This window comes from Dactylosporangium sp. NPDC051087 (assembly GCF_055586325.1).
Genome location: NZ_JBVJIJ010000002.1, coordinates 554338 through 567001, shown reverse-complemented (window position 1 = coordinate 567001; position 12664 = coordinate 554338). Strand labels below are relative to the sequence as shown.

18 protein-coding genes are annotated in these 12664 nt (G+C 69.5%); 7 read left to right on the top strand and 11 right to left on the bottom strand.

Going from position 1 to position 12664, the window contains the following annotated elements:
- Window positions 1-14: 14 nt before the first annotated feature.
- The 3 genes from ACZ6TV_RS06250 to ACZ6TV_RS06240 all read right to left on the bottom strand — a co-directional run bounded on the left by ACZ6TV_RS06250 (window position 15) and on the right by ACZ6TV_RS06240 (window position 3600).
- Complete coding sequence (locus ACZ6TV_RS06250) at window positions 15-1001, bottom strand: carbohydrate ABC transporter permease (protein ID WP_465295947.1); 987 nt, start codon at window positions 999-1001, stop codon at window positions 15-17.
- A gap of 89 nt (window positions 1002-1090) precedes the next feature.
- Complete coding sequence (locus ACZ6TV_RS06245) at window positions 1091-2401, bottom strand: ABC transporter substrate-binding protein (protein ID WP_465295945.1); 1311 nt, start codon at window positions 2399-2401, stop codon at window positions 1091-1093.
- A gap of 653 nt (window positions 2402-3054) precedes the next feature.
- Window positions 3055-3600 (bottom strand): plasmid pRiA4b ORF-3 family protein, encoded by a 546-nt coding sequence (locus ACZ6TV_RS06240; RefSeq protein ID WP_465295943.1) that lies wholly within the window; start codon window positions 3598-3600, stop codon window positions 3055-3057.
- Between the two features lie 220 nt (window positions 3601-3820).
- Between ACZ6TV_RS06240 and ACZ6TV_RS06235 the strand changes: the two genes are divergently transcribed.
- Window positions 3821-4690: a site-specific integrase gene (locus tag ACZ6TV_RS06235; RefSeq protein WP_465295941.1), complete on the top strand. Its 870-nt coding sequence runs from the start codon at window positions 3821-3823 to the stop codon at window positions 4688-4690.
- On the opposite strand, the gene ACZ6TV_RS06230 is transcribed toward ACZ6TV_RS06235, so the two are convergent.
- A complete protein-coding gene (locus ACZ6TV_RS06230; RefSeq protein WP_465295939.1) occupies window positions 4674-5030 on the bottom strand; it encodes a hypothetical protein in 357 nt (118 codons plus the stop codon). The genes ACZ6TV_RS06235 and ACZ6TV_RS06230 overlap by 17 nt on opposite strands.
- Window positions 5031-5197: 167 nt before the next feature.
- Window positions 5198-5428, bottom strand: coding sequence for a GntR family transcriptional regulator (locus ACZ6TV_RS06225; RefSeq protein WP_465295937.1), 231 nt, complete (start codon window positions 5426-5428; stop codon window positions 5198-5200).
- A gap of 271 nt (window positions 5429-5699) precedes the next feature.
- On the opposite strand from ACZ6TV_RS06225, the gene ACZ6TV_RS06220 reads away from it, so the two are divergent.
- Genes ACZ6TV_RS06220 through ACZ6TV_RS06210 form a run of 3 tightly spaced genes read left to right on the top strand, consistent with a single transcriptional unit; the run spans window position 5700 to window position 6560 of the window.
- Window positions 5700-5864, top strand: a complete 165-nt coding sequence (locus ACZ6TV_RS06220) for a hypothetical protein (protein ID WP_465295935.1) — start codon at window positions 5700-5702, stop codon at window positions 5862-5864.
- The gene (locus ACZ6TV_RS06215; protein ID WP_465295933.1) at window positions 5861-5983 is read left to right on the top strand and encodes a hypothetical protein; all 123 of its coding nucleotides are present in this window, start codon (window positions 5861-5863) and stop codon (window positions 5981-5983) included. The genes ACZ6TV_RS06220 and ACZ6TV_RS06215 overlap by 4 nt, the downstream gene beginning before the upstream one ends.
- A gap of 31 nt (window positions 5984-6014) precedes the next feature.
- Window positions 6015-6560, top strand: a complete 546-nt coding sequence (locus ACZ6TV_RS06210) for a hypothetical protein (protein WP_465295931.1) — start codon at window positions 6015-6017, stop codon at window positions 6558-6560.
- Here ACZ6TV_RS06210 and ACZ6TV_RS06205 read toward each other — a convergent pair.
- The gene (locus ACZ6TV_RS06205) at window positions 6544-6786 is read right to left on the bottom strand and encodes a hypothetical protein (RefSeq protein ID WP_465295929.1); all 243 of its coding nucleotides are present in this window, start codon (window positions 6784-6786) and stop codon (window positions 6544-6546) included. The two genes, ACZ6TV_RS06210 and ACZ6TV_RS06205, sit on opposite strands and share 17 nt — an antisense overlap.
- A 152-nt stretch (window positions 6787-6938) precedes the next feature.
- On the opposite strand from ACZ6TV_RS06205, the gene ACZ6TV_RS06200 reads away from it, so the two are divergent.
- Both ACZ6TV_RS06200 and ACZ6TV_RS06195 read left to right on the top strand, forming a co-directional pair.
- Window positions 6939-7547, top strand: coding sequence for a hypothetical protein (locus ACZ6TV_RS06200; RefSeq protein WP_465295927.1), 609 nt, complete (start codon window positions 6939-6941; stop codon window positions 7545-7547).
- Between the two features lie 82 nt (window positions 7548-7629).
- Window positions 7630-7860 (top strand): hypothetical protein, encoded by a 231-nt coding sequence (locus ACZ6TV_RS06195; RefSeq protein WP_465295925.1) that lies wholly within the window; start codon window positions 7630-7632, stop codon window positions 7858-7860.
- 67 nt (window positions 7861-7927) lie between these two features.
- Here the strand turns inward: ACZ6TV_RS06195 and ACZ6TV_RS06190 are convergent, their stop codons facing one another.
- Window positions 7928-8293 carry a hypothetical protein gene (locus ACZ6TV_RS06190; protein WP_465295923.1) on the bottom strand — a complete coding sequence of 122 codons (366 nt, stop codon included), beginning with the start codon at window positions 8291-8293 and terminating at the stop codon, window positions 7928-7930.
- Window positions 8294-8334: 41 nt separating this feature from the next.
- Between ACZ6TV_RS06190 and ACZ6TV_RS06185 the strand changes: the two genes are divergently transcribed.
- Entirely contained in the window at window positions 8335-8487 is a 153-nt protein-coding gene (locus ACZ6TV_RS06185) for a hypothetical protein (RefSeq protein ID WP_465295921.1), read from the top strand.
- Here ACZ6TV_RS06185 and ACZ6TV_RS06180 read toward each other — a convergent pair.
- From ACZ6TV_RS06180 to ACZ6TV_RS06165, 4 genes are all read right to left on the bottom strand, one after another.
- Entirely contained in the window at window positions 8484-8765 is a 282-nt protein-coding gene (locus ACZ6TV_RS06180) for a hypothetical protein (protein ID WP_465295919.1), read from the bottom strand. The two genes, ACZ6TV_RS06185 and ACZ6TV_RS06180, sit on opposite strands and share 4 nt — an antisense overlap.
- Before the next feature lie 299 nt (window positions 8766-9064).
- Window positions 9065-9976: a hypothetical protein gene (locus ACZ6TV_RS06175; protein ID WP_465295917.1), complete on the bottom strand. Its 912-nt coding sequence runs from the start codon at window positions 9974-9976 to the stop codon at window positions 9065-9067.
- Window positions 9977-10028: 52 nt separating this feature from the next.
- A complete protein-coding gene (locus tag ACZ6TV_RS06170; RefSeq protein ID WP_465295915.1) occupies window positions 10029-10484 on the bottom strand; it encodes a hypothetical protein in 456 nt (151 codons plus the stop codon).
- A 13-nt stretch (window positions 10485-10497) separates the two neighbouring features.
- Window positions 10498-12663, bottom strand: coding sequence for a hypothetical protein (locus ACZ6TV_RS06165; protein ID WP_465295913.1), 2166 nt, complete (start codon window positions 12661-12663; stop codon window positions 10498-10500).
- Window position 12664: the final 1 nt, after the last annotated feature.

The window sequence follows — 12664 nt, the reverse complement described above, 5'->3', positions numbered from 1 at the left end:
CGTCATGGTGGTACTCATGAGGTCGTCCCCTTGACGGATCGGCGCACCAGGGCGAAGTTGATGAGCGCGAAGATCAGGATGATCACGAACAGCAGCCAGGAGATCGCGGCGCCGCGGCCCACGTTGTAGTTGTTCGTGAACGTGGTCTCGTAGATGTACATCGCGACGGTCTGGAACTCGTTGAGCGAGCCACCCTGGATGCGGCCGTAGTTGAACAGCAGCGGCTCGGTGAACAGCTGCATGCCGCCGATCGTCGAGATGATCACGGTGAAGAGGATCGTCGGCTGGATGAGCGGGACGGTGATCCGCCAGAACCGGCGGGCCGCGGAGGCGCCGTCCAGGGACGCCGACTCGTAGAGCTCCTTCGGGATCGCCTGCATCGCGGCCAGGTAGATGAGGGCGTTGTAGCCGGTCCAGCGCCAGTCGACCATGAACGCGATCGCGGTCCAGGACGACCAGCGGTGGTTGCGCCACTCGACGGCGTCCAGGCCGATGCTCTGCAGGAGCCAGTTCGCCAGGCCGTACCGGTCGGCGAAGATCAGGCCGAACACGATGCCGACGGCGGCGACCGAGGTGATGTTCGGGATGAGCACACCCATGCGGATCGCGGTGCGGGCCCGCATCTTCTTGTTCAGCCAGCTCGCGATCAGCAGCGCGAAGATCAGCTGCGGCACGGTCGCGACGATGAACAGGCCGAACGTGTTGTAGATGACGATCCAGAAGTGCTCGTCCCAGAGGATCTTCTTGTAGTTCTCGAACCCGACGAAGCCCGCGTCGCCACCGGTCAGCGTGTTCTTGCGGGTCGACAGGATCGCGGTGTAGATCAAGGGGTACGCGCCGAACACCGCGAACAGCACGAAGAACGGCGCGACGAACAGGTACGGCGACAGTCGCAGGTCGAGCCGCCCGACCCGCACGGAGCGCCGCGTCGGCTGCTTCGGTGGCCCGGCGGGGGCGCGCCCGTGGCGAGGTCCGCTGACCTCGCCGACGTTGGTAGCCATGGGGGGTTGGTCCCTTCCGATCAAACGGGCTAAGTGGCAGACGGAGGCGGCGCCAGGTTCGACGCCGCCCCCGCCGTCATCGCGTCGGATCAGCCTTCGGCGAGTGCCTTGCTGTCCTTGATGGCCTTGTCCCAGCCCGCCTGGGCGCTCAGCTTGCCCTGCTCGGCGGCCTGCATGGCCGGCTCGAACCCGTTCTCCCACAGGGCCTGGTGCTTCGGCCCGAGGTAGATCGGCTTGAGGTCCTTCGCGGCACCGGCGTAGATCTTGCCGACCGGCGCGTTGTTGAAGTACTCGTTCTTCGCGTCGGTGATCTTCGGGTCGTCCAGCGCGGCGATCGACGACGGCAGCGGGCCCGCCTCGGCGAACGCGTCCAGGCCACCCTGCTTGCCGGTGATGAACTTGACGAGCTCGAACGCGGCCTTCTTGTTCTTGCTCTGCTCCGGGATGGCGAGGTACGAGCCGCCCCAGTTGCCACCCTTACCGGGGATGGTCGCGATGTCCCACTTGTTCTTGCCGGCGTCGCCGGCGCGCTCCTTGATGACACCCGTGTACCACGGCGGGCACGGCACGGTCGCGAACGCGGCGTTCTTGAACGCGGCGTCCCAGTCCGCTTGCCAGCGGGCCAGCTTCGCGGTCAGGCCCTTGCTGGCCATGTCCAGGCCCAGGTCGTACGCGGCCTTGACGGCCGGGTTGGTGTCACCGATGTACTTGTCGCTCTTGTCGTAGAACCAGCTGTCGGCGTTCTGCATGATGTACGGCTGCATGATGCTCGTGGCCGAGTCGGTCCACGCCGCGCCGGTGTTCTTCGACTTGAAGGTCTCGCCCTGCTTGATGTAGTCCTGCCAGGTCGGCCACAGCTTGCTGACCTCGTCACGGTCGACCGGGAGGCCGGCCTTGGCGAACAGGTCCGTGCGGTAGCACATGGCGAGCGGGCCGACGTCGGTGCCGAGACCGACGAGCTTCTTGCCGTCCGCGGTGAACGCGTTCTTCCACTTGAAGGCCAGGTAGTCCTTCTCCAGCGACGACGCGCCCAGGTCGAGCAGGTTCGCGAAGCCCTTGTTGTCCTTCAGGTACTGCAGGAGCATGCCCTCTTCGAGCATGACCACGTCGCTCGCGCCGCTGCCGGCGGAGATCCACTGGGCCAGCTTCGGCGCGAAGTCCTTGGTCTGGCCTTCGTTCTTGACGTCGACCTTGATGTTCGGGTTCGCGGCCTCGAAGTCCTTGACCGCCTGGTTGAAGCCGGGCGTGCCGAAGTAGGACAGCGAGATGGTGACCGGGCCCGTGCCGTCGGCGCTGGGCTCGTTGTCGTCCTTGGCGCTGCATGCGGTCGTACCGAGGGCAAGTCCCACGGTGAGCGCGGCCGCGGCGATCGAACGCAGACGGCGTGAGGTGACGCTCATCCTGACCCCTCTCTCAGGTCGTGATGGGTGTGTAAGGGGGTGTGAAGCATCGACGGCGGACCCGGGTGTGAAGTCCGTCGTTCGGGTGTCGCGGGTATGGCGGGTGTCGCATTGAGTGGCTCCCGTGGCCGCGGGGTGTGTCACCGGCCACAGCCACGGGAGCGCTCCCATGAGACTGGCGCCTCGCCCGCCAGGTGTCAATGGGGCAATGGGAGCGTTCCCATTTCGTTACCGCAAGATTTCAAGCCGCATTTCTGTCCGCTTTTACGGCGATATGCACTGCTTCACGGCGCCGCAGCTGTTCCAGCGCCGCGAATCGACGCACATCGAGGGCGAGCGACCCGGAGGCATCCGCTCAAGAGAGGCTTTCATCGATGCGCCGACGTGCTGCTGAACGCTCGGAAGGCGCCCGCGACACCCCGCCGCCACCACCCGGACACAGTGACGATCAACGATGCGTTCACTGCCATTCCCGCACCGCCGGCATGCCCGGTTAGGGCGATTCGCGAAGTCCGCCAAACGGAAGATCAACACCGGCCACGCACCGCCGGCAAACCCCGGAAACTTTCACCGCGGCCCGTTTCCGTGATCCGGAAGACCTTGTGCACCCCTGGGTACACGAACTCTTCCGGATCATGACGCGGGAGCGGGGGTCAGGTCATGCGGCGCAGGAGCGTGGTGGTGCGGGAAGGGTCGAACAGCGCCGGGTCGAAGGGGCGGCCGAGCCACTCGTGCATCGTCGCGTGGTCGGGGTGGGACGAGTCCGCGATGGCCGCGAGGAGGTCGTGGTAGCCCTCGGGGCCGCCCACGTCGTCGGGCGGGCAGGCGCGTTCGCCGGCGGCGCACACCGGATACACGGTGTCGAGGTCCGCGGGCATGACGTCCTCGACGGTCAGGTCGTGCTCCCACCAGTCGCCGAAGTCGTACGTGTACCGCAGCCGCCCGCCCTTCTGCGCGACCGCGTCGAGGCGGGTGTCGAGCTCGTCGCGGACGTCGAGCAGGCCGTCGGGGTCGGGCACGCCGTACTGGACGCCCTCGATGTCGAAGACGTGCAGGTGACGGTCGCCCCAGCCCATCGCGAACTGCACGACGCGGTGCACCCGGTCGAGGGTGAAGCCGCCGGGGACGAGGACCCGCCGCCAGACGGTGGGCTCGACGGCGTCGAGCGCGATGCGGAGTTGGATGATCGTGCGCGCCATGGTGCAGTCATTGTTGACCGAGGTGGCGGCGCGGCGCACGCTGAACTAGTGTTCTGGCCCAATATCGAACGGCCGAAGGACAATCGGCCAGCCAGACACTCCGAACGGCGCCCCGCGCTCGCACCATCCGTCGATCGGGCATCAACCCGCCGTCCGCAGCGCATCGGGTCGGTAACCCACCCGATGTCCCGCCGCGGTTCGTGAGCGGAGGATCACCCGAATGGAACACGACCTGATCGAGAAATACCTGCGGCACCTCAGGGAGCTCAACCGGGCGGAGACCACGATCACGACCCGCCGCCAGATGCTCTACCGGCACCACCGCAAGCTGACAGAAGTCCACCGGAAGCAGGGCTACCCCGCCCACGAACGCGGCGTGGAATTCGCGAACGAGGACGACCTCCGCGCAGTCATCTACCGCGACGACTGGGAACCCGGCACCACGGTCACCAACCTCGCCGGGCTCCGCTCGTTCTTCGGCTGGGCGGTCCGCCGACACGAACTCGACTTCAACCCCGCCGAAAATCTGGTGCGGCCCAAGACGGGGCGAGGGGTTCCACGGCCGATCACCGACGCCGAGCTCACCGACGTCCTCGCCCGCGCCGTCAATCCTTTCCGGCTGTGGGCGCTCCTTGCCGCCGGCCAGGGGATGCGCTGCTGCGAGGTCGCCGCCGCGGACCGGGAGCACGTGACCGAAGACGCGTTCCGAGTCTTCGGCAAGGGCAGCAAGGAACGCATCGTGCCAACGCACCCGCTTGTCTGGCAGGCCGTCCAGCCTCTGCCGCCGGGACCGCTGGCGCGGGGCATCGGCGGCGGCCGGGCGACCGCGCACTCGATCTCGCGAGTCGCCGCCGACTACTTCGACGACCTGGGGCTGCCGACCGTGACCCTCCACCGATTCCGGCACTGGTTCGGGACCAGCACCCTGGACCAATGCGGCAACCTCCGCACGGTCCAGGAACTGATGGGTCACGCGTCGCCAGCGTCGACAGCGATCTACACGCTCGTGACGAGCAAGGCCCGGACCGAAGCGGTGGCGGCCCTGCCTGTACTCGGCGAGCTGGCCGCGAAGTTCAACTCGGCCGCCTGAACCCTCGGAGCCGTCGTGGCCGCCGCTGCCACGACGGCTCCTGCGCGTCCGGCGCGCCAGGCCCGTCGCGGAGGGGCTGGACGCCGCGGGTCGCAGACTCAACGACTTCCATGATCGGGATGACGTCGCGGGTGGCGACGAGGATCCGGTCGACCTCGCCGGCGGCGACCATGGCGGTGGCGCTGCCCCATCCGACAGACGCTCCGGGCGCGTCGACGGCGAGCGAGACGACCTCGTGCGCGCCGAGGAGCTCGGCGGCGGCGTAGCACGCGGCGTGCTGGTCGAGGATCTCGGTGGGGTTACCGCGGGCGTAGATGAGGATGCGAATGGGTGCGGGCATGCGGGGGTCAACCCTCCTTGCGTCGTGACCCCCCAGGCGCCGGCGTCGTGTCAGATCTAGGACAGTTAACCGGATGTAAACCGGACCGTAACGATCAGGTAGTCGTCTGATCAATCCACCGGATGGGTGACTGCGAAAACCATTCAGTTCTGCTGTACGGTGGCAGGTCACCCGATCGGGGGATCGGCGGCGACGAACGTCGCCTGGCCCGGCTGGCCGCGGACCCAGCCCGTGGTGCGAAGCTCTCGCATTCCCTGAACGAGGGTGCTCCGCTTCCATCCCTCGGCCTCGAACGCGGTCGTGGACGGCAGCCGGTCGCCCGGCTTGAACACGCCGGCCCGGATTCGGTCCCGGACGGACTCTGCAAACTGCAGGTAGAGGGGCATGGGTGCTGTCATCGGTGAACTCCCTGGGTCGCGCTCCAAGGAGATCAAAGCCATGTCAACCATGTCAACCACACTGCGTAGCCTAGCTTGATCTTGCGACATGGTCGACATGGTTGCCCTTGTTGTGTACCGTCGGTTTCGGAACCATCCCCCTGGGTCGCACCGGACGGAGGTTCTGCCCGGTCGGGTCTGGCTTCGGGCCGCTGACCGGGCTTCCTAGACCCGGGGGTGCGGCGACCGCGGTTCCGCGGCCGTCGTGCCCTCGCACCACGTGGAGGTAGCGGTGCCGGACACCGACGAGCACGCAACCGACGCACCACCCGCTCCCGACGCTCCCGCCAAGCCGACCGTGTCATGGGGTCCTACGTTCGGCCCGGAGACCGAGGCCGACGCCGCCCGCCCCACCTCCGAGCTGCGGGGCTGGCATCCGCCGGGCGGCCCGTGGTGAGCCGGCGGCAACGGCTCCTGCTGGGTCTCGCCGCGCTGTTCGTCGTGTTCGTGGTGAACGGCGTGGTGCTGGCGGTGCTGGTGACCCAGCTGCACTCTCATCCGATCAGCGGACGGTGATCATATGCGTGCGAGCGGTACCGTCCGGGCCATGACCGCGCCTCACGACACCCCGCAGCAGGCCATCGCCGTCGACACCGCACCTCCCGGCCGGCCGCGTCGGGCGGGCCTGATCGTCGGCCTTGTCGCCGGCGTGGTCGCGTTGATGGCCGCCACCGGCGTCAGCGTGTGGCTCCTCACCCGCCCGGACAGCGAGGCGCCCGCCGTCGCCGCGTCCACAGCCGCAGCGCTGAATCCGGTGACCGTGACGGGCGAGCTGGTCCTGCAGCGCGGCCAGTTCGTGTGGCAGAGCGCCGCCGACCCGACCTGCTGGGGTCTGAACGGGTTCTCCGACCTGGCTGCCGGGAGCCAGGTCACGGTGACCGACGCGGCGGGAAAGACCCTGGCTGTCGGTTCGCTTGAGCGCGGCACGGCCCAGGGCATCACCAGCGACGGCCGGGCGACGACGTGTTCGCTGCCGTTCAAGGTGGCCGGCGTGCCAGGCGGTGCGGGTCCGTACGGTGTTGAGGTGTCGCACCGGGGTGTGGTGCGGTTCAACGAGGGCGAGCTGCTCGCCTCGATCAGGCTTCAGGTCTAGTCCGGGGCACGCCGGGCGCTCCGCGGCCTGGGCGGCGGGCCATGACGCGGTCCAGCTCGGCGGCGAAGTACAGCGGTTTGCCGTCGAGCTTGTCGGCCTCGGTGATGGCGTCGCCGAGCCGGTGGATGGCGGCGCGCATGGACGACGGGGCGAGGCCGTACCGTTCGGCGGCTTGGCCGAGGGTGAGGGCGGCCTTGCCGTCGACGGTGATCCGGATCCTGCTCACGCCCCCAGCATAGGACGCAATGCCGTCGCTGCAAACTCCTCCGGTCCACCTCTTGCGGCACGCAACATGGAAGCTGCAAACTAGGTGGCAGACGTAGCGCGTTGAGCCCCGCTCCGCGCAACCCCCGCACCACCTCGGACCCGGAGGTCCCCATGACCAAACCTGCCCGCAACTGGCGGTACATCCTCGTCATGCTCGTCGTCCGCGGCCTCTACATGCCCGGCGCCCTCGCCATCAGCTTCGGCCACATCCTCTCCGCCGGCCACATGCTCGGCCTCACCGGCTGGCAGGCCTGGACCGCCCCGTTCTTCATCGACGGGTTCGCGCTCATCGGCATGGTCATGCGCGGCCGCACCTTCGACGCCGCGACCCGCCGATTCGGGCTGCGCCTCCAGGCCGTTGCCGGCATCGGAAGCCTCGCCGCGAACGTCGCCGCCGGCCACACCGTCGGCGAGCGGATCTACGGCGCGCTGGTCGTCGTCGGCCTGGTCGTCGCGGAGCTCGCCGGCGAGCGGGTCCACGCGGGCCGCCGTGCCGAGCTGGCGGCGGCGCAGCGGGCCGCGGCGGCGAAGGCCTCGGCGGCGGCCCGGGCGGCGCGGAAGGTGGAGCAGGAGATCGCCGCGGCGGCGGCTGCGGAGAAGCGGGCGCAGGCGGCGGAGCGGCGGCGGGTGGCGCGTGAGGTGGCCGAGCTGGAGGTGGCGTACGCGTCGGCGTCGGCGCCGGTGTCGGGTCTGCCTGGTGAGGCCGCTGCGTACCTGTGACCGTCTGGACGCAGCGCGGGCGTTGCGGATTGGTCGGCCGAACCCCTTGCGGTTCGCAACGCCCGCGTTGCATACTAGTGGCATGACGCAGACGACGCACCTCACCGCCGCCGACCCGACCACCAGCATCCAGTTCGACGACAACCAGTACATGGACTGGTCGAACCTCGCCGACGAGCTCACCGACGCGGGCGACGTCCAGTACCAGGTCGAGGTCGGCGACGGCGCCGAGGCCGTCATGCTCCTGCTGGACCGCGAGCAGCTGGCCGCGCTGTACGAGCGCCTGGGCGAGCACCTCTACGCCACCCGGTGAAGCCCCAGCCCCCGCAGACAGACAGGCGCCCCGGACCGATGCCCGGGGCGCCTGTCTGTGCTGCAGGTCAGTAGCCGCGCGTCGCCCGGACCGCCTCCGGCACGCCCGGTTCGACCGGCGACACGTTCCCCCGCAGCAGCAGCGCCAGCAGCGCGAGCACCGCACCGTTCACCAGCGACACCTGCGACTGGGTGACCTGCACGCCGTACGCCGCGATCAGCGTCGCGATCGCGGCGATGGCGTATGTGAACGCCGCCGGCGCGACGGGCCGGACGAGGACCGCGTTGACGACGCCCAGCAGCGCGTTGAGGACGACGACGACCAGGGCGGCCTGCTCCGGGGTGAGCCAGTCGAGGCCGAACCCGGCGATGAGGCCGAGCACGGTGCCGATCGTGGCGATCCACAGTGAGGGCTCGCGACCGAAAATCTTCATTGGGCACTCCCCAGTTGCTAGAACACTCGTACGATCACCGGATGGCGACCGAGACGTGCACCGCGACCAAAACCACCCCAACCGCCACCGGCGACATCCCCGTCCAGTGCGCGAAGCGCCCCGACCACATCACCGCCGGCGACCCGACCCACGAAGCCTGGGTCGGCGTCTTCCCCGTCCGCTGGACCGACTAGCAGCCGAGCTGACCCTTCAGCTCCCGCCAGCTCGCAGCGATGTTCTGGCCAGCCGGCGTGGTCGGCGGTGTCTCGCTGTACGCCGCCACGTTGGCGTTGATCAGCGTGCACACCGCCGCGCGGCTCCGCTCGCCCTCGCTGCGCTGCGCCGCGGCGACCCGCCCCACGTACGCGATCGTGAACCCGAACGCGAGCGCGATCCCCAGCAGCGACAGCCAGATCGCCGGCCAGGCGCGCAGCGCACCGGTCGGCGTGAGGAGCCGGTCGCGGGCCCTCACCGGAGCACCAGCGCTACGAGCCACGCCGCCGCGAAGGCGAGCGAGACGACGACGGCGACCCGTCGGTAGATGTGGGATCCCCCAGCGACCGCCCGCGCCACAGGCTGTTCAGGGCCGCTGGGCCGAGGAGCAGGCCGATGCACAGCCCCACTCGCAGCATGTCCGGGCGCTCCCCGCCGAGGAAGAACAGCTCCTTGGTCATCCCGGCCGAGCCGAGTGCGAGCATCACCAGGTCGCGGAGGACCGGCACGGTAAGCCTCACTCACGTCCTACCCTTTCCCCTGCACCCCCGTGCCGGATCACGACTGCAGCCGCGCCGCGAGCAGGTCCGCGATGTCCTCGGCCGTCACGGTGGCCGCCGCGTCGCGGTCGCGGAGCTCGGCCACCACCGCCGCGGTGAGGGTCTTCGCCAGCGCCTCGGTGTCGAGATGGATCTCCTCACCGATCGGCTCGCCCCACACCCGGATGTCGCCGCCGGTCTTGAACGGCTGCCCGCCGTACCCCAGCTGGCCGAGCAGGCTCACCTGGTGCACCTGCACGTTGGTGACCGGCCCGTCGACGCCCTTCAGGTCGTCGCCGTACACGAAGTCCAGCGGCACCCGCCGGGCGTGCATCCCGTCGACGAGCCAGTGCTGCGCCTGGTCCGCCGCGGTCGCGCCGAGGCCGTAGACGATCATCTGCTGTCCCATGAGCACTCCGATCGGGGTCGCGACGCCGGCCAGTCGCCGGATCGGGTCGTAGGTGTCGGCACGGTCGTCGTCGTCCGCGTCGGAGCGGCCGGAGATGTGGATGTGCCCCTTGTCGGTGCTGGACTTGACTGCCTTGGTCGGCTTCCAGCTGACCTGCTGGCAGTTGCCCTTCTCATCGGTCCAGTTGATGTACTTGATCCACATGGCGCCGGGGTGTCCGGCGTCGCGGTCCTTGATGAGCTGCCGCGCGATGTCGGCGTTCTCCTTGCGATGCGCCGGGGAGTTCGACCGCGGCATGACGTCGACGGCCCTGGCGTTCCACTGCTTGTTGCTGCCCGGCCAGCCGGTCGCCGAGTAGGGCGTGTGGTCCTGCGGCGTGGTCGCCTTCTGGTGATCCTCGTTCGGGTAGTGGTAGACGGTGAGCCCGTAGCCGCGCAGCGTCGCCACAATGGCCGCTGCTGGGCGGATCAGCGTGTACGGGCGGCCCGACGCGAGCCAGTCCCGGTAGCCCTGCGATGCCATCCGACCTCCTCCGTTCCTGAGCCAACACCACTGCGATGGAAGCGGCTGCGACCTACGCCAGCTGCGGAGTGACGAGCACCGACCGGTTGGAGAACGTGCCCGTCCCGGCACTAGCGACACGGTGCTCCAACGCCACGTTGTAGGTGGCGCCGGGCGTGAGGCCGGTGACCTCACTCGTGGCGCCGGCACGGATGAACGCGAGGCTCGTGATGGCGCGGCCGTCGTCCGCCGCCTGGAACGACGTGCCCGAACCGACCGTCGACCCGGCCCGGATAGCGAACGAGCAGACCGACAGCTGCGGCGACGAGCTGTTCTGCACGCCGCAGCCCCAGTCGATCGTTACCCGGCCCGAGGGCGGCGCGACGAAGCTGACGCCGCAGATCTGTGCCGGGCTCAGCGTCGTGGTGAAGCTGGTGCTCGTCGTCGTGCGGGCCGTGGTGTCGGCGCTCTGCGCGGTGGTCATGAGCAGGTCGCTGGCGTAGATGATGTTGCCCGCCGCGATCGGCATCGCGACCTCCTCTCTACAGGGCGTATCGGCCCTGGTAACGGACGTGGATCTCGGCGCCGACCGCATGGTCGGCCTGGACACCGTTTGCCGCGCGCACCACGGTCAGCGTCTGCGTGCACGCCGGATAGGTGCCCGACACCGCGCCCACAGCCGTCACCGTCATCTCCTCCGCGTTGATCATGATGCCGTAGTCGCCGGTGTCGTGGGCCCACGCGCACGTGTCGGTGATCATCACGTCGACTGTGCCCGCGCCCGTCGCGGCGACCAGGGCGGTCGCGACGGTCGACCCTGCGCAGTCGTAGCGTGCAGCCGTGGCGGTGTCGGGCGGGGAGCCGTAGAGCGCTGGCTGGTAGATCAGGCCGTCGTCGAGGAACGCGTCGACGGTCCAGCGGACCTGGTCGAAGGACTCCGTGTACCCGGCCAGGACGGTGTCGGGGGCGTCGACGCCGACGTCGCTGGGCGGGTTCGCGACCGTGACCCGGGCCCCCTGGTCGCAGGCCAGCCAGCGAGGGATCAGCGACGGGGCGTTGCCCAGGTTGATGCTCACCTGCGGGAACCGCGGCCGGTCGATGGTGTCGCGGGCGACCCGGTACGTGGCGTGCCGGATCGCCTGGTCCGCGGTGTACAGCGACAGGCCGTCGGCGTCCTTGACCGGCCCGATCCCGAGCGGGTCGTCCTCCGGGTCGTTCACGTTGAGCGAGCCCTCGAGCAGTTTCGCGACGGCAGCCGGGTCGTCGCTGCCGTTGCGGTTGATCGTCCACCAGTTGCGGGTGAGCTCGTCGTCGTCCGACGGGGTCAGCGGACCCTCGATCTGGCTCGGCTGCGCCGTGTAGTCCAGGGCGAGCGCGACCGGCTGGTTCCACAGCGCGGTCCGGGATGAGAACCGCAGCAGGTTGTCGAACGTCTCGTCGATCAGGCCTTCGGCGGTGGCCTCGCACTCGTCCAGCAGCTCCGACAGTGTGGTGCGGCCTTGCGGGCCCATCAGCTCGCCGTCGGTGACGAGCTCGCGGACGGTGTACGGGATGCCGTTCTCGGCGCACAGCCGGCTGAAGCGCGCTGCGGGCGTCTCACCCGACCAGCCGGTGAAGGCCGCGTAGGCGTTGCTACCCGCGGGGTCCGCCGGGATCGGCCCGTAGATCACGACGTGCCCGACGGCGGGCAGGCGATCGGCGCCGGCGCCCGGGGAGTCGTCCTGCACCAGCCAGAAGCCCACCTGCCCCAGCGTGTGCGCGATCGACATGGTGAGCACACTGGTGCCGTCGATCCGCACCGTGAGGTCGATGTTGCCGCCGTTCTGCCGGGCGTCAACCTGGTAGTGGTGCCACAGCCCGTCGTAGACGTTGACGCCCGTGCCCGTCGTGGTCTGCACGCCGGTGGCCTGCACCGTGTAGGAGAAGACCGCCTGGGTCTGGTCTGCGCCGATGCGCCACTCACCCACCGTGCCGCCGGTGTTCCAGCGCAGCACGGCCCCGCTGGTCACCACGCCCTTCTCCAGTCCGAATCTGGCATCGGCCTCGACCCGCCAGCTGCTCGCCGGACCCGCCGGCGGGAAGTCCGACCAGACCCCGCCGCCGCTCAGGTCGGGCAGGTTGCCGCTGCCGGGTGGGCCGGGCACCGTGTTCTCGCCGCCGCCCTCCATCGCCCGGTACTGCAGCGGGCCGGCGCTGGTGATGTACCGGTACTGCGCTGATTCGAGGGCCTCGTCGCCGATTTCGAGCTGGTTGCGGCGGCCGAACGCCGTGATGCTGGCAGTGCGGTCGTTCGATGCGCCTCGCAGCATCGGCGCCCAGGTCGGGATCCGGCCGGTGAACCGCAGCGAGTCGCCGGAGCCCGGGTTGACGAAGATCCGGATCGGTGTGTTGCGGCGGAGCAGCCCGTAGAAGCGGCCGCTTACGTTGCGGGGGCTGAAGGCGCGGGTCTCGTTGCGCAGACTCAGCGTGGCCCGGGAGATCCTCGCCTTCCGCTGGCTCGACGTCCGGCCGCGGTCGATGGTGACGCCGTTGTGGTACAGCACGTACCGCGAGATGTCGGTCCAGACGCCGCCCAGCAGCAGCTCGACGCGGATGCGGAGGATCGCGCCCGGGAACGTGACCGGCAGCGCACCACCGTTCGCCGGCGCGGCTCCGGCGCCGAGCCGGCCGCTGCGGACCAGGGCCGCGACGAACGGGGCGATGCTCATC

Coding starts and splice junctions, on each gene's coding strand:
- ACZ6TV_RS06225 (WP_465295937.1), bottom strand. CDS start 5,428: ATGACAGCACCCATGCCCCTCTACCTGCAGTTTGCAGAGTCCGTCCGG.
- ACZ6TV_RS06165 (WP_465295913.1), bottom strand. CDS start 12,663: ATGAGCATCGCCCCGTTCGTCGCGGCCCTGGTCCGCAGCGGCCGGCTC.
- ACZ6TV_RS06200 (WP_465295927.1), top strand. CDS start 6,939: ATGACCAAACCTGCCCGCAACTGGCGGTACATCCTCGTCATGCTCGTC.
- ACZ6TV_RS06175 (WP_465295917.1), bottom strand. CDS start 9,976: ATGGCATCGCAGGGCTACCGGGACTGGCTCGCGTCGGGCCGCCCGTAC.
- ACZ6TV_RS06240 (WP_465295943.1), bottom strand. CDS start 3,600: ATGGCGCGCACGATCATCCAACTCCGCATCGCGCTCGACGCCGTCGAG.
- ACZ6TV_RS06245 (WP_465295945.1), bottom strand. CDS start 2,401: ATGAGCGTCACCTCACGCCGTCTGCGTTCGATCGCCGCGGCCGCGCTC.
- ACZ6TV_RS06170 (WP_465295915.1), bottom strand. CDS start 10,484: ATGCCGATCGCGGCGGGCAACATCATCTACGCCAGCGACCTGCTCATG.
- ACZ6TV_RS06185 (WP_465295921.1), top strand. CDS start 8,335: ATGGCGACCGAGACGTGCACCGCGACCAAAACCACCCCAACCGCCACC.
- ACZ6TV_RS06210 (WP_465295931.1), top strand. CDS start 6,015: ATGACCGCGCCTCACGACACCCCGCAGCAGGCCATCGCCGTCGACACC.
- ACZ6TV_RS06190 (WP_465295923.1), bottom strand. CDS start 8,293: ATGAAGATTTTCGGTCGCGAGCCCTCACTGTGGATCGCCACGATCGGC.
- ACZ6TV_RS06230 (WP_465295939.1), bottom strand. CDS start 5,030: ATGCCCGCACCCATTCGCATCCTCATCTACGCCCGCGGTAACCCCACC.
- ACZ6TV_RS06250 (WP_465295947.1), bottom strand. CDS start 1,001: ATGGCTACCAACGTCGGCGAGGTCAGCGGACCTCGCCACGGGCGCGCC.
- ACZ6TV_RS06235 (WP_465295941.1), top strand. CDS start 3,821: ATGGAACACGACCTGATCGAGAAATACCTGCGGCACCTCAGGGAGCTC.
- ACZ6TV_RS06195 (WP_465295925.1), top strand. CDS start 7,630: ATGACGCAGACGACGCACCTCACCGCCGCCGACCCGACCACCAGCATC.